The sequence below is a fragment of the Mycobacterium fragae genome, from assembly GCF_002102185.1.
Lineage (GTDB): Bacteria > Actinomycetota > Actinomycetes > Mycobacteriales > Mycobacteriaceae > Mycobacterium > Mycobacterium fragae.
In genome coordinates, this window is record NZ_LQOW01000003.1 from 226,723 (window position 1) to 249,957 (window position 23,235).

Annotated in this window: 17 protein-coding genes; 7 read left to right on the plus strand and 10 right to left on the minus strand. The window is 66.1% G+C overall.

Annotation, left to right across the window (positions count from 1 at the left end):
- Nucleotides 1-4 precede the first annotated feature (4 nt).
- Nucleotides 5-1,174: an NAD(P)-dependent malic enzyme gene (locus tag AWC06_RS01895; protein ID WP_227370948.1), complete on the plus strand. Its 1,170-nt coding sequence runs from the start codon at nt 5-7 to the stop codon at nt 1,172-1,174.
- On the plus strand, nt 1,171-2,019 hold the full coding sequence (locus AWC06_RS01900; protein ID WP_085193796.1) for a glycine betaine ABC transporter substrate-binding protein: 849 nt from the start codon (nt 1,171-1,173) through the stop codon (nt 2,017-2,019). Before AWC06_RS01895 ends, AWC06_RS01900 begins: the two co-directional genes overlap by 4 nt.
- Here the strand turns inward: AWC06_RS01900 and AWC06_RS01905 are convergent.
- The 3 genes from AWC06_RS01905 to AWC06_RS01915 form a co-directional block, all read right to left on the minus strand.
- Nucleotides 2,016-2,846 carry an SDR family NAD(P)-dependent oxidoreductase gene (locus tag AWC06_RS01905; protein WP_085193798.1) on the minus strand — a complete coding sequence of 277 codons (831 nt, stop codon included), beginning with the start codon at nt 2,844-2,846 and terminating at the stop codon, nt 2,016-2,018. The genes AWC06_RS01900 and AWC06_RS01905 overlap by 4 nt on opposite strands.
- Nucleotides 2,847-2,931: 85 nt before the next feature.
- Complete coding sequence (locus AWC06_RS01910; protein ID WP_085193800.1) at nt 2,932-6,624, minus strand: multifunctional oxoglutarate decarboxylase/oxoglutarate dehydrogenase thiamine pyrophosphate-binding subunit/dihydrolipoyllysine-residue succinyltransferase subunit; 3,693 nt, start codon at nt 6,622-6,624, stop codon at nt 2,932-2,934.
- 127 nt (nt 6,625-6,751) lie between these two features.
- A complete protein-coding gene (locus tag AWC06_RS01915) occupies nt 6,752-7,507 on the minus strand; it encodes a hypothetical protein (protein ID WP_085193802.1) in 756 nt (251 codons plus the stop codon).
- A 67-nt stretch (nt 7,508-7,574) separates the two neighbouring features.
- Between AWC06_RS01915 and AWC06_RS01920 the strand changes: the two genes are divergently transcribed.
- A complete protein-coding gene (locus AWC06_RS01920; RefSeq protein WP_169715269.1) occupies nt 7,575-8,249 on the plus strand; it encodes a PadR family transcriptional regulator in 675 nt (224 codons plus the stop codon).
- The gene (locus AWC06_RS01925; RefSeq protein ID WP_085193806.1) at nt 8,246-10,396 is read left to right on the plus strand and encodes an MFS transporter; all 2,151 of its coding nucleotides are present in this window, start codon (nt 8,246-8,248) and stop codon (nt 10,394-10,396) included. The genes AWC06_RS01920 and AWC06_RS01925 overlap by 4 nt, the downstream gene beginning before the upstream one ends.
- Before the next feature lie 2 nt (nt 10,397-10,398).
- Here AWC06_RS01925 and AWC06_RS01930 read toward each other — a convergent pair whose 3' ends face one another.
- Nucleotides 10,399-13,809, minus strand: coding sequence for a TM0106 family RecB-like putative nuclease (locus AWC06_RS01930; RefSeq protein WP_372457985.1), 3,411 nt, complete (start codon nt 13,807-13,809; stop codon nt 10,399-10,401).
- A 48-nt stretch (nt 13,810-13,857) separates the two neighbouring features.
- A complete protein-coding gene (locus tag AWC06_RS01935) occupies nt 13,858-14,373 on the minus strand; it encodes an LppP/LprE family lipoprotein (RefSeq protein ID WP_085193810.1) in 516 nt (171 codons plus the stop codon).
- 143 nt (nt 14,374-14,516) lie between these two features.
- On the opposite strand from AWC06_RS01935, the gene AWC06_RS01940 reads away from it, so the two are divergent.
- The 3 genes from AWC06_RS01940 (at nt 14,517) to AWC06_RS01950 (ending at nt 18,126) form a co-directional block, all read left to right on the plus strand.
- Complete coding sequence (locus AWC06_RS01940; RefSeq protein WP_085193812.1) at nt 14,517-16,193, plus strand: DEAD/DEAH box helicase; 1,677 nt, start codon at nt 14,517-14,519, stop codon at nt 16,191-16,193.
- On the plus strand, nt 16,190-17,329 hold the full coding sequence (locus tag AWC06_RS01945; protein ID WP_085193814.1) for an acyltransferase family protein: 1,140 nt from the start codon (nt 16,190-16,192) through the stop codon (nt 17,327-17,329). Before AWC06_RS01940 ends, AWC06_RS01945 begins: the two co-directional genes overlap by 4 nt.
- A 65-nt stretch (nt 17,330-17,394) precedes the next feature.
- A complete protein-coding gene (locus AWC06_RS01950; RefSeq protein ID WP_085193816.1) occupies nt 17,395-18,126 on the plus strand; it encodes a siderophore-interacting protein in 732 nt (243 codons plus the stop codon).
- Here AWC06_RS01950 and AWC06_RS01955 read toward each other — a convergent pair.
- From AWC06_RS01955 to tap, 5 genes are all read right to left on the minus strand, one after another.
- A complete protein-coding gene (locus AWC06_RS01955; RefSeq protein WP_085193817.1) occupies nt 18,096-18,707 on the minus strand; it encodes a TetR/AcrR family transcriptional regulator in 612 nt (203 codons plus the stop codon). The two genes, AWC06_RS01950 and AWC06_RS01955, sit on opposite strands and share 31 nt — an antisense overlap.
- Complete coding sequence (locus tag AWC06_RS01960; RefSeq protein ID WP_085193819.1) at nt 18,707-19,930, minus strand: cytochrome P450; 1,224 nt, start codon at nt 19,928-19,930, stop codon at nt 18,707-18,709. Before AWC06_RS01960 ends, AWC06_RS01955 begins: the two co-directional genes overlap by 1 nt.
- A gap of 170 nt (nt 19,931-20,100) precedes the next feature.
- Nucleotides 20,101-21,468 carry an FAD-binding oxidoreductase gene (locus AWC06_RS01965; RefSeq protein WP_085193821.1) on the minus strand — a complete coding sequence of 456 codons (1,368 nt, stop codon included), beginning with the start codon at nt 21,466-21,468 and terminating at the stop codon, nt 20,101-20,103.
- 214 nt (nt 21,469-21,682) lie between these two features.
- On the minus strand, nt 21,683-21,919 hold the full coding sequence (locus tag AWC06_RS01970; RefSeq protein WP_085193823.1) for a hypothetical protein: 237 nt from the start codon (nt 21,917-21,919) through the stop codon (nt 21,683-21,685).
- Between the two features lie 65 nt (nt 21,920-21,984).
- A complete protein-coding gene (gene tap, locus AWC06_RS01975) occupies nt 21,985-23,223 on the minus strand; it encodes a multidrug efflux MFS transporter Tap (protein WP_085193825.1) in 1,239 nt (412 codons plus the stop codon).
- Between the last annotated feature and the right edge of the window lie 12 nt (nt 23,224-23,235).

A 23,235-nucleotide genomic window follows, 5' to 3' on the forward strand; every position in this document is an offset into this window, starting at 1 on the left:
GGACGTGTTCGAACCAAGCCCGCACATTGTCTTAGAAGACGAGGAGATCTTCGAGGCGCATGTAGCCGGGAAGCTCTCCGTGCAGCTGCGGGCCCCGCTGGACACCCAGCGGGCGCTGTCGATCGCCTACACCCCTGGTGTCGCGCAGGTCAGTCGCGCGATCGCCGCCGATCACACCCTGGCTGCTCGCTACACCTGGGCGAACCGACTGGTGGCGGTGGTCAGCGACGGCAGCGCGGTGCTCGGTCTGGGCGACATCGGCGCGGCGGCGGCGCTTCCGGTGATGGAGGGCAAGAGCGCGCTGTTCAAGGCGTTCGCCGGCTTGGACTCGATTCCGATCGTGTTGGACACCAAGGATCCCGACGAGATCGCAGAGACCCTGGTGCGGCTGCGGCCGACGTTCGGCGCGGTCAACCTCGAGGACATCTCCGCGCCAAGGTGCTTCGAGATCGAGCGTCGCTTGATCGAAGCGCTGGACTGCCCGGTGATGCACGACGACCAGCACGGCACCGCGATCGTGGTGCTGGCCGCGCTGATCGGCGCAACCAAGGTGCTCGGCCGTGACATGTCCTCTCTGCGTGTGGTGATCTCCGGTGTCGGCGCAGCCGGCGTCGCGTGCGCCAAAATCCTGATGTCCGTTGGCATTTCCCACATCACCGTGCTGGACTCGCGCGGGATCCTGCATCGTGGCCGCGACGACCTGACCGCGGTCAAAGCCGAGCTGGCGCAACGCACCAACCCCGACCGCCTGACCGGCGGCATGGTGGAGGCGCTCAAGGGCGCTGACGTTTTCCTGGGCGTCTCGGCGGGTGTGGTACCCGAAGAGCTGATCGCGTCGATGGCGCCGGACGGCATAGTGTTCGCGCTGTCCAATCCGGACCCGGAGATCCATCCCGATCAGGCTGCCCGGCATGCCGCCATCGTCGCCACCGGTCGCAGCGATTTTCCGAACCAGATCAACAATGTGCTGGCCTTCCCCGGGGTGTTCCTCGGCGCGTTGGACGCCGGCGCCCGCAGGATCACCGAGGCGATGAAGGTGGCCGCAGCCGAGGCGATCGTGTCCGTCGTCGCCGACGAGCTGGCACCGGATCGGATTGTCCCGAGCCCGCTGGACCCGCGGGTCGGACCGGCGGTCGCCGCCGCCGTCGCCCAGGCCTCCGACAACTCGGGGTGAAAGCGGGCAAGCTGGCCGCGCCGGTGCTCGCGGCGGCGCTGGCCGTGGCAGGCTGCGGCGATACGCACCATCACGGGCGCGAACTGGTGGTCGGCTCGGGCCCCGGCTCCGAATCGGCGCTGCTGGCTGCCATCTACACCGCAGCGCTGCGCTCATACGGGTCCCCGACGCGCACCGAGGCGGCGCCCGACCCCCTGCAGAAGCTGGACTCAGGGACGTTTGTCGTCGTGCCCGGCTTCACCGGCCAGGTGCTGCAACGCTTTCAGCCCGATGCCGCGGTGCGATCCGACGCGCAGGTCTACCGCGCGATGGTCGGCGCGCTGCCCGAGGGTATCGCCGCCGGCGACTACACCACCGCGGCCGAGGACAAGCCCGCGCTGGCGGTAACCGAGTCGACGGCCAAGGCGTGGGGCGGCACCGATCTGAGCGAGCTGCCCCGCCACTGCGCCGGACTTGTCGTCGGGTCCATCGCCGGCGCCCGGACACCGTCGGCGGTGGGCAGCTGCCGACTGCCGAGACCTCACGAATTCCCCGATAACTCAACGCTTTTCGGTGCGCTGCGAGACGGTCAGCTGACCGCGGCATGGACCACCACCGCCGCCCCGGGCGTGCCCGCCGACCTGGTGGTGCTGGCCGATGGCAAGCCGGCGCTGGTGCAGGCCGAAAACGTGGTGCCGCTATACCGGCGCAACGAACTGACCGACCGGCAGCTGCTGGCCGTCAACGAGGTGGCCGGCGTGTTGGACACCACCGCGCTGGTCGAGATGCGCCGCCAGCTCGCCAAGGGCGGCGACCCGCAGGCGCTGGCCGACGCCTGGCTGGGCGAACACCCGCTGGGGCGTTAGTGGGTCGACGGCATCATGCGGCCCAGCACCGCGGCGAACAGCCGTTGATAACCCGAACCAGTCGCTCGCACGATCAGGTCCAGCGCCTTGGCGTCTGGGCCGACGAGCACTCGGGGCTTGTTCTTGCGCACTGCCTCCAAGATGATCCGGGCAGCCCGCTGCGGGCTGGTGCTGGCGAGCCGTTTGTCGAAGAACTCGGCCATCTCTTTGACGTCCACCCCTTCGGCGGCGGTGGCGTTGCGGGCGATCGCCGTCTTGATGCCGCCCGGATGCACGGTGGTCACTTTCACCGGGTGGCCGGCCAGTACCATTTCCTGGCGCAGTGCTTCGGTGAAGCCGCGCACGGCGAATTTGGCTGAGTTGTAAGCGGATTGGCCGGGTACCGAGAACAGGCCGAAGATGCTGGAGATGTTGATGACGTGTCCGTCGCCCGAGGCGATCAGATGCGGCAGAAAGGCCTTGGTGCCGTTCACGACGCCCCAGAAGTCGACATCCATCACCCGTTCGATGTCTTTGAACTGGCTGATTTCGATATCACCCGTGTATGCGATGCCGGCGTTGTTGTAGATCTGATTCACCTTGCCGAAGTGCTCGTTGACCTCATCGGCGTAGGCCAAAAATGCCTCGCGCTCGGTGACATCGAGACGGTCCGACTTGACGGACGCCCCGATCGCCTCCAGCCGTTCGACGGTCTGCGCAAGTCCTTCGGTGTTGACGTCGCTGATGGCCACCTTGGCACCGGCGCGGGCCAGCTCGATGGCCAGCGCTTGACCGATGCCCGATCCGGCCCCGGTGACAACGGCCACCTTCCCGGCAAATCCCTCCATGTGCCCTCCTTACATGCGCGAACGTCGACCTGTTGGGTCGAAGTTCGGCGAACCAGCCCGACAAGTCGACGTTCGGCTGCCCAATTTAAGCAAACGCCAGATCGAGGATCTCCTGCTGCTCGACGGCGTGCACTTTGGACGAACCCGACGACGGGGCCGACATGGCACGGCGCGAAATCCGCTTGATGCCGGTCAGTTTGTCGGGCAGCAGCTCGGGCAGCTCTAGGCCGAACCGAGGCCACGCACCCTGGTTGGCAGGCTCCTCCTGCACCCAGAAGTACTCGTTGACACTGGGATAGCGGTCCAGCGTCTCGTTCAGCCGGCGCTTGGGCAACGGCGCGAGCTGTTCGATACGAACGATCGCGACGTCGTCGCGCTCATCTTTGGCCTTCCGGGCTGCCAGTTCGTAATACAGCTTTCCACTGGTCAACAGGATCCGGGTGACCTTGCCGCGATCGCCGACACCGTCCTCATACGTGGGCTCTTCGAGCACCGAGCGGAACTTGATCTCGGTGAAGTCCTTGATATCGCTGACCGCGGCCTTGTTGCGCAACATCGACTTTGGCGTGAACACGATCAACGGCCGCTGAATCCCGTCCAGGGCGTGGCGGCGCAACAGGTGGAAGTAGTTCGACGGGGTCGACGGCATCGCGATTGTCATCGAACCCTCCGCCCACAGCTGCAAGAACCGCTCGATGCGCCCCGACGTGTGGTCCGGGCCCTGACCTTCATGACCGTGCGGCAGCAACAGCACCACGTTCGACAGCTGGCCCCACTTGGCCTCGCCTGAGCTGATGAACTCGTCGATGATCGGCTGCGCACCGTTGACGAAATCGCCGAACTGGGCCTCCCACATCACAAATGCGTCCGGATTACCGACGGTGTAGCCGTATTCGAAACCGACCGCGGCGAATTCCGACAGCGGCGAGTCGTAGACCAAGAACTTGCCACCGGTCGGGCTGCCATCGCCGTTGGTGGCCAGCAGTTGCAGCGGGGTGAACTCCTCACCGGTATTGCGATCGATGATCACAGAATGCCGCTGCGAGAAGGTGCCGCGGCGGGTGTCCTGCCCGGACAGCCGCACCAGTTTGCCTTCGGCCACAAGCGAACCCAACGCCAGCAGCTCCCCGAACGCCCAGTCGATCTTGCCCTCGTAGGCCATCTCCCGGCGCTTCTCCAGCACCGGCTTGACCCGTGGGTGCACGGTGAATCCCTCCGGAAAGGACAAATGCGCATCACCGATGCGTGCCAGCAAAGCCTTGTCCACCGCCGTGGACAGCCCCGCCGGGATCATCTGGTCGGACTCCACGGATTCGCTCGGCTGTACGTCCCGCTTCTCCAAGTCGCGGACCTCGTTGAAGACCCGTTCCAGCTGGCCCTGGTAGTCGCGCAGGGCGTCCTCGGCTTCCTTCATCGAGATGTCTCCGCGGCCGATCAGCGCTTCGGTGTAGCTCTTGCGCGCACCGCGTTTGGTGTCGATGACGTCGTACATGTACGGGTTCGTCATCGACGGGTCGTCACCCTCATTGTGGCCGCGCCGGCGGTAGCACAGCATGTCGATGATGACGTCCTTCTTGAACTTCTGGCGGAAGTCCACAGCCAGCCGCGCGACCCATGCGCACGCTTCCGGGTCGTCGCCGTTGACGTGGAAGATCGGCGCTCCGATCATCTTCGCGACGTCGGTGCAGTATTCGCTTGACTTGGAGTGTTCCGGCGATGTGGTGAAGCCGATTTGGTTGTTGACGACGATGTGGATGGTGCCGCCGACGCGGTAACCGGGCAGCAGCGCCAGGTTCAGCGTCTCGGCCACCACCCCCTGCCCGGCGAAGGCCGCGTCACCGTGCAGCATCATCGGCACCACGGAGTAGCCGTCCTCGCTGGTCCCTTTGTCGAGCAGATCCTGCTTGGCTCGCACGAGTCCCTCGAGCACCGGGTCGACGGCCTCCAGATGCGACGGGTTGGCGGTCAGTGACACCTGAATGTCGTTGTCGCCGAACATCTGGATGTAGACGCCGGTGGCGCCGAGGTGATATTTGACGTCACCGGAGCCGTGCGCCTGCGCCGGGTTCAGATTGCCCTCGAACTCGGTGAAGATCTGCGAGTACGGCTTGCCGACGATGTTGGCCAGCACGTTGAGCCGCCCCCGGTGCGGCATTCCGATCACGACCTCGTCCAGTGCATGCTCGGCGCACTGGTCGATCGCGGCGTCCATCATCGGGATCACGGTCTCCGCGCCCTCCAGCGAGAACCGCTTCTGCCCGACGTATTTGGTCTGTAGGAACGTCTCGAACGCCTCGGCCGCGTTGAGCTTGCTCAGAATGTATTTCTGTTGGGCCACAGTCGGTTTGCCGTGCTTGACCTCCAACCGCTCCTGCAGCCACTGTTGCTGTTCGGGTTCGAGGATGTGGGTGTACTCGACGCCGATGTGACGGCAGTAGGCGTCGCGAAGCACCGAGAGAACGTCGCGAAGCTTCTTGTACTCGGCACCGGCGAAGCCATTGACCTTGAACACCCGATCGAGGTCCCACAGCGTCAGGCCGTGAGTCAGCACATCGAGGTCGGGATGACTGCGGAAGCGGGTGTTGTCCAGCCGCAGCGGATCGGTGTCGCTCATCAGGTGTCCGCGGTTGCGGTAGGCGGCGATCAACTCGATGACGCGCGGGTTCTTGTCGACGATGGAGTCGGGGTTGTCGGGGCGCCAGCGTACCGGCTCGTACGGGATGGAGAGTTCGCGGAAGATCTCGTCCCAGAAGCCATCCGAGAGCAGCAGCTCGTGAATGGTGCGCAGGAAATCACCGGATTCCGCGCCCTGGATGATGCGGTGGTCGTAGGTCGACGTCAGCGTGACCAGCTTGCCCACACCGAGGTCGGCAATGCGTTCTGGGCTGGCGCCCTGGAACTCGGCGGGGTATTCCATCGCGCCGACACCGATGATCGCGCCCTGGCCGGCCATCAGCCGCGGTACTGAGTGCACCGTGCCGATGGTGCCTGGGTTGGTCAGCGAAATCGTCACGCCGGCAAAGTCTTCCGCGGTCAGCTTGCCGTCGCGCGCCCGACGCACGATGTCCTCGTAGGCGGTGACGAACTGCGCGAAGCGCATAGTCTCGCAGCGCTTGATGCCGGCTACCACCAATGAGCGTTTGCCGTCTTTGCCCTGCAGGTCGATCGCCAGCCCGAGATTGACGTTGGCCGGCGTCACCGCGCTTGGCTTGCCGTCCACCTCGGCGAAGTGGCGGTTCATGTTCGGGAACTTCTTGACCGCCTGCACCAACGCGTAGCCCAGCAGGTGGGTGAAGGAGATCTTGCCGCCGCGGTTGCGCTTCAACTGGTTGTTGATGACGATCCGGTTGTCGATCATCAGCTTGGCCGGGATGGCCCGCACACTGGTCGCAGTCGGGACATCAAGCGACATGGACATGTTCTTGACGACGGCCGCGGCGGCCCCGCGGAGCACTTGGAATTCGTCGCCTTCGGCCGGCGCCGGGGCGGCTGGTTTGGCCGGGCGCGGCGGCGCGCTGGTCGCGCCGTTGGCGGGCGCGGTCGGAGGTGATGCAGGCGGCTGAGGTGACGGGGCCGGCGCGGCCTCGGGCAGCGGTTGGGCGGAGGCGGCCGGCTGCCCATCCGGCTCGGGCGGGGTGTCGATCGTCGGTTCGGGGTTGTAGTCGACGAGAAATTCATGCCAGCTGGGATCGACCGAGGAGGGGTCGTCGCGGAACTTGCGGTACATCTCCTCGACCAGCCATTCGTTCTGCCCGAATGGTGAACTCGTACTGCTCACGTCAGCTGCTCGCCTCGATTCTGGTCCCGACAGGTTCCGCCCCATAAAGGCTAACCCTTGGGGCCTGCCGCCTAGGTCTGATGGCGGCGACCCTCTTCGCCCGGCTTCGCCGCGCTTGCGATCGCCGCTAGCCGACGTCGCGGACGGTGGGCAGCAGATGCAGAGTGACCGGCCACCGGGCCGGCGGCGTGCCGAACGCCTTGCGGGTGTTACGGACGATCTTCTTGCCCACCATCCGGTTGCCGACCGCGCCGATGCCGGCGCCGATACCCACCGGCAGCATCTTGCCGAACAGCAGCGCGCCGCGTCGCAGCGTGTATCGCTTGACGGCGTACTTGAGCAACCGCGAATTCAGCTGTGACAACGCCGGCATCGGCAGCGATGCCACGCCTTCGGACAACCATGCGCCGCTGGTGCGGCCCGAACCGATCAGCTCGGCAATGGCGTGCTTGCTGTCGTCGCCGACCAGCACCGCCAGCACCAGGGCTCGTCGGCGCTCACGGTTTTCGGCCGGAACGCCGTACACCACGGCGAGCGCCAGCGCGAAGAAGGCGGTCGCTTCGAGGAACACCGCGGTCTCCCCGGCGGCCGCGGACAACGCGGTCAGTATGCCGACCCCGGGCAGCAGCGCCGCTGAACCGACGGCTGCGCCGCTGGCCGTGACCGCTGCCAGGTAGCGCTTCTCCAGCTTCGAGACGATATCGGCCGGGAGCGCGCCGGGATGCGCGCGGCGTAGCCGTTCGACATAGGCCGCCGCCGCCGGCCCCTGGATCCGCGCGCTGCGCTCGATGATCTGCGCTAATGCGCGTGCGGACACCGTGGGCTTGCCATTGGTCGTGTCGGGCCGCGAGTCCGAATTTGATCGGTTGCGTCGGGCGCTCATGGGTGCCTCCGGGTGCGAGTGGGCGTCTCTCCAGGCTAGCGCCGGCGGCTGGAAAGGTGGGGCGGGCGTGACGGCGATTACTCCACCCGGAATAATCCGTCCGGACAACTTCAGGGCACAGCACGCCGGACAGGACGGATGGTCGATGGCCTATCAACTGACGTCGTTGGGTATCTCGGTGTTGGCGCTGGTCAGGGAGCGTCCGATGCACGGCTACGAGATGTTTCAGACCCTTGTCCGGCGCCATGCGGACCGCATCGTGAAGGTTCGGCCGGGATCGCTCTATCACGCCGTGGACCGGTTGTCCGAGGAGAAGCTGATCCGGCGCGCGGCGACCGCTCGGGAAGGGAACCGGCCCGAGCGCGTCGTCTATGAGATCACCGACGCCGGTGCCGAGGCGCTCGGGGAGCGGGTGCGCGAACTGATCGCCACCCCGGTGCACGAGTTCCCGCAGTTGGTTGTCGCGCTCGCCGAGGTCGATACCCTCGATATGGGCACGGCAGCAATCGCGGTCGACGACCGCATCGGAGCGCTGGAGGCTCGCGTCGCCGAGATCATGGCGCTTCGCGACGCCGGTGTCACGCCAGCCGGCTACCTGGCCGCGCTGGACTACTTGCTGGCGATGATGCAGACCGAGGTTTCGTGGCTGCGGGGGTTTGCCAGGTCGCTGCGATCAGGTCGGCTGGAGTGGAAGCGAGCCGCGGGCCCCGAGACTGGTAACCAAGACGAGGTGGGGACATGACGACGGCGACAGGTCGGAAGCGGAGCGGCGGGCCCGCTCGACGCGCCGGCGCGCCGCCGACGAGGAAGCCCACCAACCGAACGGATTCGGGAAATCCCTGGCATGCCCTCTGGGCGATGATGGTCGGCTTCTTCATGATCCTGCTCGACTCCACCATCGTCGCGGTCGCCAATCCAAGCATCATGATCAAGTTGGGCACCGGATACGACACGGTGATCTGGGTGACCAGCGCATACCTGCTGGCCTACGCGGTCCCGTTGCTGGTGGCCGGACGGCTCGGCGACCGATTCGGTCCCAAGAACTTGTACCTGGCCGGCCTGGCGGTGTTCACCGCTGCCTCGTTGTGGTGCGGCCTGTCGGGGAGTGTCGGCATGTTGATCGCCGCGCGCGTGGTGCAGGGCATCGGGGCTGCCGTGCTGACGCCCCAGACGCTGTCGACGATCACACGCATCTTTCCGCCGCAACGTCGCGGGGTGGCGATGAGCGTGTGGGGTGCCACCGCCGGCGTCGCCACCCTGGTCGGGCCGCTGGTCGGCGGTGTGCTTGTCGACGGGCTGGGCTGGGAATGGATCTTCTTCGTCAACGTCCCCATCGGCATCATCGGCCTGGGGCTGGCGGTCTGGCTGATCCCGGTGCTGCCCACCCACAAGCATCGGTTCGACGCGGTCGGCGTCGGGCTGTCAGGCGCCGGGATGTTTCTCATCGTGTTCGCGCTGCAGGAGGGGCAATCGGAGGGCTGGCAGCCGTGGATCTGGGCGGTGATCGTCGCTGGCATCGGCTTCATGGCCGGGTTCGTCTACTGGCAGTCGATCAACACCCACGAGCCGCTGATCCCGCTGGAGATCTTCCGCGACCGCGATTTCAGCCTGTCCAACCTCGGCGTGGCGGTGATCGGGTTCGTGGCCACGGCGATGGTGCTGCCGCTGATGTTCTATGCCCAGGCGGTGTGCGGACTCTCGCCGACCCGCTCGGCCCTGCTGATGGCGCCGATGGCGATCACCAGCGGTCTGCTCGCGCCGATAGTGGGCAACATCGTCGACCGGTCACACCCGCGGCCGGTGGTCGGTTTCGGTTTCTCGGTGCTGGCGATCGGGCTGACCTGGCTCTCGATCGCGATGACACCGTCCACGGCCATCTGGCTGTTGGTTTTGCCCTTCATCGTGATGGGCGTCGGGATGGCGTTCATCTGGTCGCCGCTGGGCGCGACGGCGACTCGGAACCTGCCGCCGCGCCTTGCCGGCGCCGGTTCGGGCGTATACAACGCGACCCGGCAGGTCGGCGCCGTGCTGGGCAGCGCCGGCATTGCCGCGTTCATGACTTCGCGCATCAGTGCCGAGTTGCCTCCGATGCCCGGTGGTCTGCATCCGGATGCCGCCGAGGAAGACGGGGCCCTGCAGCTGCCGTCGTTCCTGCGTGAACCGTTTGCGGCGGCGATGTCTCAGTCCACATTGCTGCCGGCGTTCATCGCGCTGTTCGGTGTGGCGGCGGCGCTGTTCATGGTCGGTTTCACCACTTCGGCGCGTGCCGGACAGGCCGCGAGCGACGCCGCGGCGGCCCAAGCGCGTCAGCGAGTCCGGTTACGGCCCAACGCTTCAGACGCCGCGGACAACGCTGGTGACTTTGACGATGGCTATGACGATGGCTATGACGATGACGGCGACTACGTCGAATTCACGTTGGTCCGCCCGGCTGACGCCGCACCTCTGCGGCCTAGCGACGTCGCGCCGAGCCCGGTGGAAGCCGGCGAGGAGGATACCGAGCCGCTGTCCGCCCACGCCGTATATCCGCGGCCGGCACCCTCGGAGGCATGGCACAGCTCACCGGTCGAAGCATGGCACAGCTTGCTCGACGAGCCAGCTCCCGCAGCGGATGAGGAGCCAATTGGTTTTGCGCACAACGGCTTTCATGTCGACGAGGAGCGGCGATTCCGGCCTATCGCGGACTTCTCGCCACCGACTGCCAGCATCGATGACATCGACGAGACCTACGGCGCGCCGGGCCGCCCGTCGGAGCACCGGAACGGTTATCAGCGTCCGTCGCGGCACGCGCGCCACGATGAGCCGCGCGCGCACCCGCCGCGCAACCGGCACTACCGTGCCGATCCGGACGACACGGTCGACTACGGCCGGCATTCGTTTCGAGACTGACCTTACGACGAGGTCAACGCCAAAAACGTGCCCAGCTCCACCAGCCCCGCCGGCGTGGCGGGCAGGTAGTCGGTGAGGCTGTCCGCCCGAACGATCACCGCCGTGTACTGGGCCCGGCTCACCGCCACGTTGAGACGATTTCGGTTGAGCAGGAAGGGAATTCCGCGCGGAATATCATCGATGGACGACGCCGTCATGGAGATGACGACCACGGGCGCCTGCGCGCCCTGGAACTTGTCGACCGTCCCTACCCGTACGTCGCCTAGCCCGGCCGCCGCCAAGCGCTGCCGCAGCAGCACAACCTGCGCGTTGTAGGGCGCCAGCACCAGCACGTCGGCCCCTTTCAAGGGCCGGGCGCCGTGCTCGTCGGTCCACGACCTGCCGAGCAGCCGTCCGATCTCGGTCACGATCGCCTCGGCTTCGTCCGGGCTCTCGGTCGAGTTGCCCTCGTGGCGGACTGCCAGCACATGGACGCCGGCCGGGTACCCGTCGAGATGTCGTGCCGTGGTCTCTGCCACGTGCGAGTGCAGCCGGCCCCCATAGGACAGTGCCGACACCGCGGCGCACACAGCGGGATGCATGCGATGAGAGCGCTCCAGGAAGTAGCCGAATTCGGCAGGTAACGTGCGCCGGCCGTCGACCAGCCAGCCCAGCGCAGAGGTGTCGACCGGCTCGGGGTGAATGCCCTGACTGACCTGCGGCAGCTGCTGCGGATCACCGAGCAGCAACAGATTTGCCGCCGCGGGGGCGACGGCGACGGTGTTGGCCAAACAGAATTGGCCGGCCTCGTCGATCACCAGCAAATCGAGGCTTCCGGGCGGCACTCGGGCCGGATTGGCGAAGTCCCATGCGGTTCCACCGATCACGCACCCCGTGGTAGCGGAACTGATGAATGCGGCGTAGTCCTTTTCCTCGATCTGCTGCCAGCGGGTGTTGTCGCGGTCATAGCGTTTCTTCGCCATGCATTGCGGATCGACACCGGCGTCGATCGCGGTGTCCAACAGGTTCTCCACCACGGCGTGGGACTGCGCGACAACGCCGATGCGCCAGCCATGCTCGGCGACCAGTTGTGCGATGACCCATGCGCCGGTGTACGTCTTGCCGGTGCCCGGCGGACCATGTACCGCCACATACGACGAATCAAGGTCGAGCACCGCTTTTGCGATGGCCAGAGCGATGTCACCGGTGACGTCGGGACCGCGCGGTAGCGCTTGGCCGCTGCGGGTTCGCGGCGGGCGCCGCAGCAAGATGTCGAATAGCGCGCTGCGGGGGAGTTGCGGCAATCCGGCGGCGACCCCGGCAGCCGTCGATTCGATCGAGTCCCGCAATGCTGTGGTCGGGATAGGCGGCCCTGGTGTGAGCGCGAACGGAAATTGATGGAAGACGTTGCCGTTCTGGGGTATTCGCTCAAGGATCACCACCTCGCTCGGCACAGCCCAGTCGTCGGCCTCGACAATGGTGGCCGAGCCGGCCGCCCGGCGATCGGGGTTGTCGGTCATGCCTGGCGGAGCCGGTGGATCGTAGAGTGCGAAGACGCTCGTGTTAAGGGTCCCACGCGCCAATTCACCGGTCAGCTGTACGCGTCGTTGTAGCTTGCGCGCCCGCGGAGGCTTATCCCAGTCGGCGACGACGGCTGCGTCGCTGACGATGAAAACGTCTGTATCGTCGGCCCATTCATCGACGGGATAGTTCAGACGATCGAAGTGCCCCCACCAAAACGGCTTGTCTTCGCGGCGATGGTAGCCGCGCGCTGCGGCGATCAGGGCAACCGCCGTCTGCTCGGGAGTGCGTACGCCGCCGTCCGCAACAGTGCTGAAGCCATCCAGGGCCGTCGCAAGCGGGTCGTCCGGTTCGACCCGTCCGCCATCTGAGACCGGTTGGGCGCCAATTGGTGTTATGCCACATTCGAATGCTCGCATCAACAGCCAGTCGCGAAGGCCGCGGGTTGACCGGCAGTCGTAGTGGTTGTAGTCCTCGATCTCCTTGAGCACGGTCGCGGCTTCGTCGGCGTGCCCCTGTGCGCCCAGCTCGCAGTATCGGGCGTATTGGGTTATCGAGTCGGCGGCGGTGGTCACCTCGCCTGAGCGCAGCTGTGCGCCCATATAGAGGGGTTCCAGGGCTTTCAGGCCGACGGATTCGCTGCCCACCCGAATGCTCTTGCGCACAATCGGATACAAGTCGACCAGCGTGCCGCTGCGTAGTAGCTCATCGACATCGTCCTCCCCGATGCCGTGGCGCCCGGCGAGTCGCAGCAACGCCGTCTTCTCATACGGTGCGTAGTGGTAGATGTGCATGTTCGGGTAGCGCTTGCGACGCTTGGCCACCAGGGTCAGAAAGTCGCGCAGCGCCTTCCGCTCGTCCGCGCGGGTATGCGCCCATAGTGGACGGAAATTGCCCGCCGTGTCCATGACGCCGAACAGATACTCAAGGCCCCACTCGTTGCCGTCGGCCGTCCACAGCGGATCACCCTCGAAGTCGAAGAACAGGTCGCCGTCGTCGGGGTTGGGTAACAGCGCCAGCGGCTGCGGGTCGGCGACGTCGTATTGTGGTGTGCCGGTAGCGCGTTGGCGGACCTGCAGTTCGGCCTGTGCGACCAGCTTGTCGACGGTGCGGGCCGGGAGGTCGGGTACCGGTCCGCTGTGGCCGGCGAGTTCGGTGAGCGTGTTGATGCCGGCATCGAGCAACTTGGCTCGCTGGGTGACCCGTATGCCGGCGACCAGCAACAGGTCGTCGGTCGCGTGCACCTGCTCGTCACACTCCGGGCAGCGAAAACACGCCCGCACCCGCTCGTCGTCCCAGCGCACCGGGGTGCCGCCGGCATAGTGCTCGTCGAGCAGCCGCTCCAGGATCACGCGCTGCGCCCGATAGACCGGGATCAGCTCGTCGACGGGATAGCGCACCGCGGCGCCGTTGCCGAGCACCAGCTCGGCCTCGGCGGCCACCGGGATACCCGAGCGGCGCAGCGTGTCGGCATAGGCCGCGAGCTGAAGCAGCGCGGTGACCTTCGCCGAGCGAGCCAGCTTGGTGTCCGAGACCCGGTACTGCGTGCCATCTCGCACCAGGAAATCGGCGAACCCGACAAAGCGCCCGTCGAACATCGTGGCTTGGTACACCACCGCCGCGCCGCCGGCGATGGCCCGCTGCGTCGCGGTTGCGGCGGCGGTGAGCCCCGCGAGGGTGTAAGCGGGCCGGCCGATGACGACCACCGCATCCGAGAATTCCTCTCGTAGCGCCTCGAGTCGGCGTCGCTCATGCTCGTCACCGAGAGCGGCGGTGCGCGCCAGTAGTTCATCCGCGACCGTGACACGTGGACCCCAGCCCAGCTTCGCGTCGAAATCCCGCAGCAGGGCGTATTCACAGCGGGACGCCGCAGCGAGATCGGAGGCGCTGTAGATGATGCGATCGTCGGCCATGAACACAGCAGCAACTGTAGGCGGGCACACCGACATGATTGGCCGGCTTCAGCGCGCGGTATTGCCGATGAGTTCCACCCCGTTTCCGTTCCAGCGGAACTTCACCACGCTCGGTAGGCCGATACCACCGGAGTAGGTCAACGCCACGGTGTCGCCGGTGCACTGCGAGGTGTCCATGCCGTTGAACCCGAAGGTGTCGGGCACCCCCTGCGGTATGAACTTGCCGAGATGGAACATCACCGCTCTGGTGTTGGGGCTTTCGGCGTTGGTGTTGGCCTTGACGATCACCGCCGACAGCTGTGCGCATTCGTTGTAGTTGCCGGCCAACGGCTCCGGGTTCCACGGCTGCTTGCTGCGCGGGTCGTGGGGCAGCTCGGAGACCGCCCTGGCGATCGCGGGCGCGGCCAGATCGATCGCGCACGGGTCGGGCGCCGCCGGGCTGGTGCTGGTCGGGGCGATCGTGGCGGGTGCGCGGGTGGTGGCGGTCGGATGGGGCGTGGCGGCCTGCGGGGTCTTGGCGACGGTGGAGTCACCCGAGCCGCAGCCGCTCAGCATCGCGACCATCAGGAGGGCAGCAACGGTAAGCCGCCGGATACCGCGGAGACCGCTCCACACAACGCTGCACCGTACCGCCAGTCGGGTCGCGGGGGCGGCAGGCGCGTCGAGCAACGATCTGGTGGCCCCTAGGCCACTAGACTTCTTGTGCAATGGCCTCCCCGGACGACGCGACTCCGACCTTCGCCGACCTGCAAATACACCCCAAGGTCTTGCAGGCTGTCGTCGACGTCGGCTACGAGTCGCCGTCGGCGATTCAGGCGGCGACGATTCCGGTATTGATGGCCGGGTCGGACGTGGTGGGGTTGGCGCAAACCGGTACCGGCAAGACGGCCGCTTTCGCCGTCCCGATCCTGTCCAAGATCGACACCACCAGCAGAGCGACTCAAGCGCTGGTGCTCGCGCCGACCCGCGAGCTGGCGCTTCAGGTGGCCGAGGCGTTCAGCCGCTACGGCGCGCACCTGCCGCAGATCAACGTGTTGCCGGTCTACGGCGGATCCTCCTACGGTGTGCAACTGGCCGGGCTGAAACGCGGGGCGCACGTGGTGGTCGGAACGCCGGGCCGAGTGATCGACCATCTCGAACGCGGCACGTTGGATCTATCAAGGGTCGATTACCTGGTGCTCGACGAGGCCGACGAAATGCTGCAGATGGGTTTCGCCGAAGACGTCGAACGCATCCTGTCCGAGACTCCTGAGTACAAGCAGGTAGCGCTGTTCTCGGCGACGATGCCGCCGGCGATCCGCAAGCTCACCGCGAAGTACCTGCACGAACCGCTCGAAGTCACTGTAGAAACGAAAACCACTACCGCCGAGAACATTTCGCAGCGCTACATCCAGGTCGCCGGCCCACGCAAGATGGACGCCCTGACCCGCGTCCTCGAGGTGGAGCCGTTCGAGGCGATGATCGTCTTCGTCCGCACCAAGCAAGCCACCGAGGAAGTCGCCGAAAGGCTGCGGGCCCGAGGGTTTTCCGCGTCGGCCATCAATGGCGATATTCCACAGGCGCAGCGGGAACGGACCATCGCCGCGCTCAGGGAGGGCGGCATCGACATCCTGGTTGCCACCGACGTGGCGGCGCGAGGACTCGATGTGGACCGGATATCGCATGTGCTCAACTACGACATCCCGAACGACACCGAGTCCTACATACACCGGATCGGCCGAACCGGCAGGGCCGGGCGATCCGGCAGCGCGCTGCTGTTCGTCTCGCCGCGAGAGCGCCACCTGCTCAAGTCGATCGAGAAGGCGACACGTCAGAAATTGACGGAAACTCAGTTGCCCACCGTCGAGGACGTCAACGCGCAGCGGGTGGCGAAGTTCGCTGACTCGATCACCGACACGCTCGGCTCGCCGGAGATCGAGTTGTTCCGCAGCCTGGTCGAGGATTACGAACGCGAGCACGACGTCCCCATGGCCGACATCGCGGCGGCGTTGGCGCTGCAGTCCCGTGACGGCGAGGCGTTTCTGATGCCGCCGGAGCCACCGCCCGAGCGCTCGAAAGAACGTCGGGACCGTCCCACCAAATCGACGCGCAAGCCCCGCGATGGGTTCGCCACCTACCGCATCGCGGTGGGCAAGCGACACAAGGTCGGGCCGGGAGCAATCGTGGGCGCGATCGCCAACGAGGGCGGGCTGCACCGAAGCGATTTCGGCCACATCAGCATCGGGCCGGACTCCTCACTAGTGGAGCTGCCGGCCAAACTACCCCGTGCAACGCTCAAAGCACTTGAGCGGACCCGTATTTCGGGTGTGCTGATCAATCTGCGACCCGAGCGTCGTCGCAGTGGACACGGTGGCGCCAAATCACGCCGGAAACCCGCCGGATGACGATCTCAGACGCCACCACCGCTCAGGGCGGACTAGAACAGGTCTCCGGACCGGACCGGGTCGCGTCGCTGACCGGTATTCGCGCGGTGGCCGCCATCCTGGTGGTCGGCACCCACGCGGCGTACACCACCGGCAAGTACGTCCACGGCTATTTCGGCTTACTGTGTTCCCGGATGGAGATCGGTGTGCCGATCTTCTTTGTGCTGTCTGGTTTCCTGCTGTTCCGCCCGTGGGTGAAATCCGTCGCCACCGATGCCCCGCCACCCTCGGTGCGTCGCTACGCCTGGCACCGGGTCCGGCGCATCATGCCGGCCTATACCGTCACCGTCTTGGCGGCCTACCTCGTCTATGAGTTTCGGACGGCCGGACCGAACCCCGGCCACACCTGGATGGGCCTGTTCCGCAACCTGACATTGACGCAGATCTACACCGGCAATTACCTGGCGTCGTACTTGCATCAGGGCCTGACCCAGATGTGGAGCCTGGCGGTGGAGGTCGCTTTTTACGTGGTGCTGCCGGCGCTGGCGTATCTGCTGCTGGTGTTGGTCTGCCGGCGACGATGGCGGCCGGTGTTGCTGTTGGCCAGTCTTTCGGCTTTGGCATTGGTCACTCCGGCCTGGCTGGTCTTTGTGCACGCCGCGACGTCGGTGCCCAACGGCGCTCGGCTCTGGTTGCCCACCTATCTGGCCTGGTTCGTCGTCGGCATGATCCTGGCGGTGCTGCAGGCGATGGGGGTGGGCTGCTACGCGTTCGCGGCCATTCCGTTGGCGGTGGTCAGTTACTTCATCGTCTCCACACCGATCGCGGGGGCGCCGACGACGTCCCCCCAGGGGCTGGGTGAGGCGCTCGTCAAGGCGGGCTTTTATGCGGCGATCGCGGGGCTGGCCGTGGCGCCGCTGGCCCTTGGCAACCGGGGTTGGTACGCCAAACTGCTGGCGACCCGCCCGATGGTGTGGCTGGGGGAGATCTCCTACGAAATCTTCCTGATTCATTTGGTAACGATGGAGATCGCGATGGTCGAGCTGGTGCGCTACCCGATCTACACCGGCTCGATGCTGTATCTGTTCGTGGTGACGCTGGCAATCACCATCCCGTTGGCATGGCTTTTGCACCGCTTCACGCGGGTGGAAAGCTGACACCCAACGCGCCTTGGAAGGTAGGTTATGCTGCCCTAAGTAATCGGGCGAAGGGTGCATGGCGGATGGGCGATCAGAAGGGGTCCCGCGGGTTTGCGGGCGCGGTTCTGAAACTGCTGCGGGCCGGCGACTACCGGCTCACCGTCACCGGCCGACAAGAGATCAGCCCGCATTACCTGCGCTTGAGCTTCAACGCGGGCGGGATGCTCACAGAGAACCCCGTGCATCCGACGATGTGGATCCGGATGTGGTTCTCCGACGGCGGCAAGGCGCATCAGCGCGGCTACACACTGGTCGATCCGAATCCCGAAACCGACAGCACCGATATCGAATTCGCGTTGCACGCAGGGATCGCGTCGCGGTGGGCGCAGGCCGCACAGCCGGGCGACACCATCGAGGCGACGGTGCTGGGTAGTAAATTCGCGATACCGCAGCCACATCCGGCCGGATACGTCATCGTCGGCGACACCGCGTCACTGCCCGCGATCAACTCGCTGCTGGACGCGATCGGCGACGCCCCGGCCAAGGTCTTCCTCGAAGCGGGTTACGACGACGACAAAGACCTGCCGGTCGCACGCGACACGGACGTCACATGGGTCGACCGCAAGAATGCCGGGGAGGCATTGGTGCAGGCGGTCAGGTCAGCGGCGTTCGACGGCAGCGACCACTTCGGTTGGGTGGCTTGCGATAACCGCACCACGCGGTCGGTGACAAAGGTGCTGCAGAGCGACTTCGGGATACCGCGGAAATCCATTGCCTCTCGGGCTTATTGGATGGTCGGCCGTTCGATGGATTGAGCGGCCGGTGCCAAGCCGGGGAGTAGGACCGGCACCACGAAATCCTCGATCATCGCCTGCTCGTCGGCGGTGTCGTGACCCGGGAAGATCAACAGCGAGGTGATCACCCGAACCAGCCAGCGGCCCCGGCTTTCGACGGTCGCCCGGTCGTCGGCCCCGAGCGAATTGACGAATGATGAGGCCAGGGCGGCAATCAACTCCGACTGCTCGGCCATCTCACCGCCGATCGGCGGCTGGGTGGTGGCGAACCACGCAGCCAGCGCCGGGCTTTCGCGAACCAGGCGAAGTGTTGTGGCAATGCCCGCAACCAGTCGTTCGCGTGGGTCGTCGACTCCGCTGATTTGGTGTTTGATCGCGTCATAGAGCCGGTGGGTCTCGCGGTGAACGTACGCGGTTCGCAGCGCCTCACGGTTTTCGAAGTATCGGTACAGCGTCGCGCGCGAACATCCTGCGGCCCTGGCGATCTCGTTCATCCCCACCGAACCGGGATCTTGGCGGGTGAAAAGCTGCTCGGCGGCGTCGAGAATCCGGTCGGCGGCCACCTCGATGCGACGCTCCGACAGCCAGTCATTGCCGGCCATCAGGACATGACCCGGAACGGAACCGACAGCGGCCGTCGCACATAGCTTCCACCGGACCACACGATCCCATCCTCGTCGACCTCGAATTCCGGGCAGCGGGACAGCAATTCGGTCAACGTGACCCGAGATTGCATCCGGGCGGCGGCCGCGCCCAGACAGTGGTGCGCGCCGTGGCTGAAAGTCAGGATGTTGCGAGGGCATCGCCTGACATCGAGCTCACCGGCGTCGGGCCCGTACTGACGCTCGTCGCGGTTTCCCGATCCATAGAGCAGCAATACCCTGCGGCCAGCCGGCACGGTGGTGTCGCCGATGGTGACCTCGCGGGTGGTGGTGCGGGCCAGCCCCTGCACCGGCGAGGTCAGCCGCAATAGCTCGTCGACGGAATCAGGGATGAGGTCGGGATTCTCGGCGAGCATCCGTCGTTGATCGGGACGCTGGTGCAGCAGTTGCACCGACCCGCCCAGCATCCCGGTGGTGGTGTCGTTGCCGCCGGTGACCATGGTGAACGTGAACGCGAGCACCGACAGCGTGCCGGCGATGTCGCCGTCGGCGCCGACTCCCGCAGCGACAAGGTGAGAGATGGTGTCGTCCTCGGGCTCGCCTCGGCGCCGCTCGATCAGCTCGGTGAAGTAGGCCATCATCGACCCGACCGCGTCGCCGGCGCTGGTGATACCGGCATCGGCGGTGTTGGCCGCGACGATGGCCTGAGTCCACCCATCGAACTGGGCGCGGTCTTCCTCCGGGACACCCAGATAATGCGCGACGACCATCGACGGCAACGGCTTGAACAGCTCGGCGGCGATGTCGCCGCCACCGGCGGCCCGCAGCCGCTCGATGCGCTCGACGACGAATTCGCGCACCTTCGGCTCCACCGCCTCGACTTGCCTGGGCGTGAAACCGCGCGACACGAGCTTGCGGAACTCGGTATGTACCGGTGGATCCTGCATCACCATCGGCGGATTATCTTGCAAGCCAATGAGTTCCAACTCGCCGTAGTTAACGGTCAACCCCTGCGCGGACGAGAACGTCTCGTGGTCGCGGGCAGCAGCCCAGATATCGGCGTGCCGAGACAGCACGTAATAGTCGTGGTCGGGCTTGCCGTCCGGTACCACGTGATGCACCGGGTCGTGGTCGCGCAGCCCGCGATACATCGGCCAGGGATTCGGCCAGGTTTCCGCTGTGCACAGCTCGAAACGGGCCTCGTGAGACAATGCTGCCGACATGTCTCATGCATACGACAAATATTCTGCAGTGTCAACCACTCCGTCCGAGCCCGTCCCGTCGAGTGTGCGCCCAGGGTGACGACACGCCGAGTGACGGCGCCCTGAGCGCACAATCGAATCCCACACCGCACACTCAACGCCGCGCGGTGGCGTTACGTTCGGCGGGCCGCCTAGACCCCGGCGCCGGGGTTGAGAATGCCCAGCGGGTCCAACGCCTCTTTGATGCGACGGTTGAGCTCCATCGCGTCGGGACCCAGGTAGTCGGCCAGCCAGGGCCGCTTCAACCGGCCGACGCCGTGCTCGCCGGTGATAGTGCCGCCCAGGCTCATGGCAAGCTCCATGATCTCGCCGTAGGCCAGCTCGGCCCGTTCGCTCATCGCCGCGTCGGCGGGGTCGTACACGATCAGCGGGTGGGTATTGCCGTCGCCCGCGTGGGCGATCACCGAAATCATCAAGTCGCGTTCTGCGGCGATACGGGCTATCCCGCCGACCAGATCGGCCAGCGCTGGCAGCGGAACGCCGACGTCTTCGAGCAGCAGCGGACCCTTGGCCTCAACCGCCGGAATCGCGAACCGACGGGCGGCGACGAACGCCTCGCCCTCCTCCGGGTCGTCGGTCGAAAACACTTCGGTCGCACCGTATTCGGCGAACACCCCCGCCATGAATTCCGTGTCTTCGCTGCCGGCCCGGCCGCGTTCGTCTGAGCAGGCCAGCAACATCGCGGCGGCGCTGCGGTCCAAACCCATCCGAAGCTTGTCCTCCACCGCGTTGATCGCGACCGAGTCCATGAACTCCAGCATCGCCGGGCGCAGCCGTGCCGTCACCGCGAGCACCGCCTCGGCGGCGGCCTGCACCGACGCGAAATTGGCCACGACCGTGCACGACGGCTGTTGCGGCGGAACCAGCCGCAGGGTCACCTCGGTCACCACCCCTAGGGTGCCCTCGCTGCCGACGAACAGCTTGGTCAGCGAAAGCCCGGCGACGTCCTTGAGCCGCGGGCCGCCCAGCCGCACCGCCGTGCCGTCGGCCAGCACCACCTGCACGCCGAGCACGTAGTCGGTCGTCACGCCGTATTTCACGCAGCACAACCCGCCCGCGTTGGTCGCGATGTTGCCGCCGATGCTGCAGATCTCAAACGACGACGGGTCCGGCGGATACCACAGCCCGTACTCGGCGACGGTCGTTTTCACCTCGGCGTTGAGCAACCCGGGCTGGCACACCGCGGTGCGGGTGACGGGGTCGACGGTGATGTCGCGCATCTTCTCCGTCGACAGCACGATCCCGTCGTCCACCGCAGTAGCGCCGCCGGACAGGCCCGTACCCGCACCGCGTGGCACCACCGGAACCCGGTGCGCGCTGGCCCATCGCATAATGGTCTGCACGTCTTCGGTACGCCGGGGCCGCACCACGGCGAGCGGTTTTCCCGCCGCCGGGTCGAAGGCGCGGTCCTGCCGGTAGCCCTCGGTCACCGCCGGGTCGGTGACCACCATTCCCTCTGGCAGCTCGGCAATCAGGCTGTCCAGCACATTCGCGCCCATGACCTCGATCCTACGGAGGCCACCGCGGCTTACACTCCCGGTAGCCGGCGCATCAACCGCATGGTTTGCGATTCTGCATTCATGGATTAATCCTCTTCGACGCCGTGGTCGACGGCTAGCCCCCGGTGACGGGCCGCAATTTGGCGCATCGCCGCGGCGCCGTTGTCGGCATCCTGCTGGGGATCGCGGCGATAATCCTGTGGGTCAGGGCCACTCAGTGTGCGCCTTTCTCGTTGCCTGACGTGTAACGAAGGGGGAAATTCTTGCCCGTTATGGTTTCGATTACGGCTGCGCCGAGAGGTTTGACTTCGTAATAGCGGGAGACGTAGCCAGTGCTATCCGGTCCAGTAGTACAAGGGCCTTTCGGGCACACGTCCTTAATCGGCCACGCGAGCAAGCCGATTATCAGCATGACGACGGCTGCGAGCAGAACAAGTTTGACTTTGCTCATGCTTTTACCTCGCGTCTAGGGAGCTGCCCGACGGCATCATAGTGAGTTGTCTTGGTTGCACGCGGTCACTCGACTGTGGTGGCCGCAACGCGATCCAGGTCTCGCAACGACTGCACGCGCAACGACACCAGGCCGATCGCGATCATTGGAATCGCCAGCACGAGAAACGTCGTCCGAAGCCCGGCGGCGTCGGTCAACGGGCCTGCCAGCGTGAAGCCCAGCGGGCCGGCCGCATACGCAAGTGAGGTCATCACCCCGACAACGCGACCGCGCAATCTCGGGGGCGACTTGGTCTGCATGACGAAGTTGTAGATCGGGGCGATGGGCCCATAAACCAGCCCGATCAGCGCGCACAGCAGCAGGATCAGCGGCAGCGGCGGCAGCGTCGATATCAGCGCTGTGCAGCCGCCCAACGTCAGGGTGGCCACCAACAGGGTCCATCGCCTCGTCAGGCGCCGAACCAGCAGGGGATAGGCCAGCGCCCCGGCCAGCCCGCCAAAGCTCAACGCCATCAGCACCCAGCCCAAATGTGCCGGCTCATCGCGGTCGGTGAAGTACTTCGGGAACAGCACGCTTTCCATCGGCAGGTAAAGACCCGTCATCGCAAGGTCGATCAGCGCCAGCGTGCGCAAGACCTTGGCGCTCCACACAAACCGCAGCCCATCGACCATCCCGGCCCACAAACCAGTCGGGCGATCTTCCACCGCTGGCGCTCCGGCTCCCGGCAACCGCAACACGCCGATCGCCAGGATGGATAGGCCGAAGGCACCGGCGGTGACCCACATCGTGTTGATGCCGCCGATGGTCGCGATGAGCATCCCGCCGAGCCCCGGGCCGACGATGTACGCGACGTTGAAAATGGCCTCGTAGAAGCCATTGGTGCGGTCCAGCGTCCAACCCGCTCTCGTCGCGGCCTCGGGCAGCATCGACTCCCGGGCCGTGATGCCGGCGGGATCGAACAGCGCGCCGAGCGCGGCCAGCACCGCAAGCACAGCGACGGTGATGCTCCGCTGCCCGAAAGTGATCGCCAGCACCGGAACCGCAACCGCGGTTGCCGCCGACAGTGCATCGGACATCAGCGAAATACGGCGCCGGCCAAGATAATCCACTGCTGTTCCCGCGATCAGCGTGGAGAACAGCAGCGGCAACGAGGCGGCACCCGCGACGATGGACGCGTCCGACGCACTGCCGTTGTGTTGCAGCACAAGCCACGGGAATGCGATCAGCGAGATACCGTTCCCGGCGGCGGCGGCCAGGGCCGCGAACAGGATGAGATAGACCGGACGGCGAGACGGCGAGTACATGGGAATTCGGGG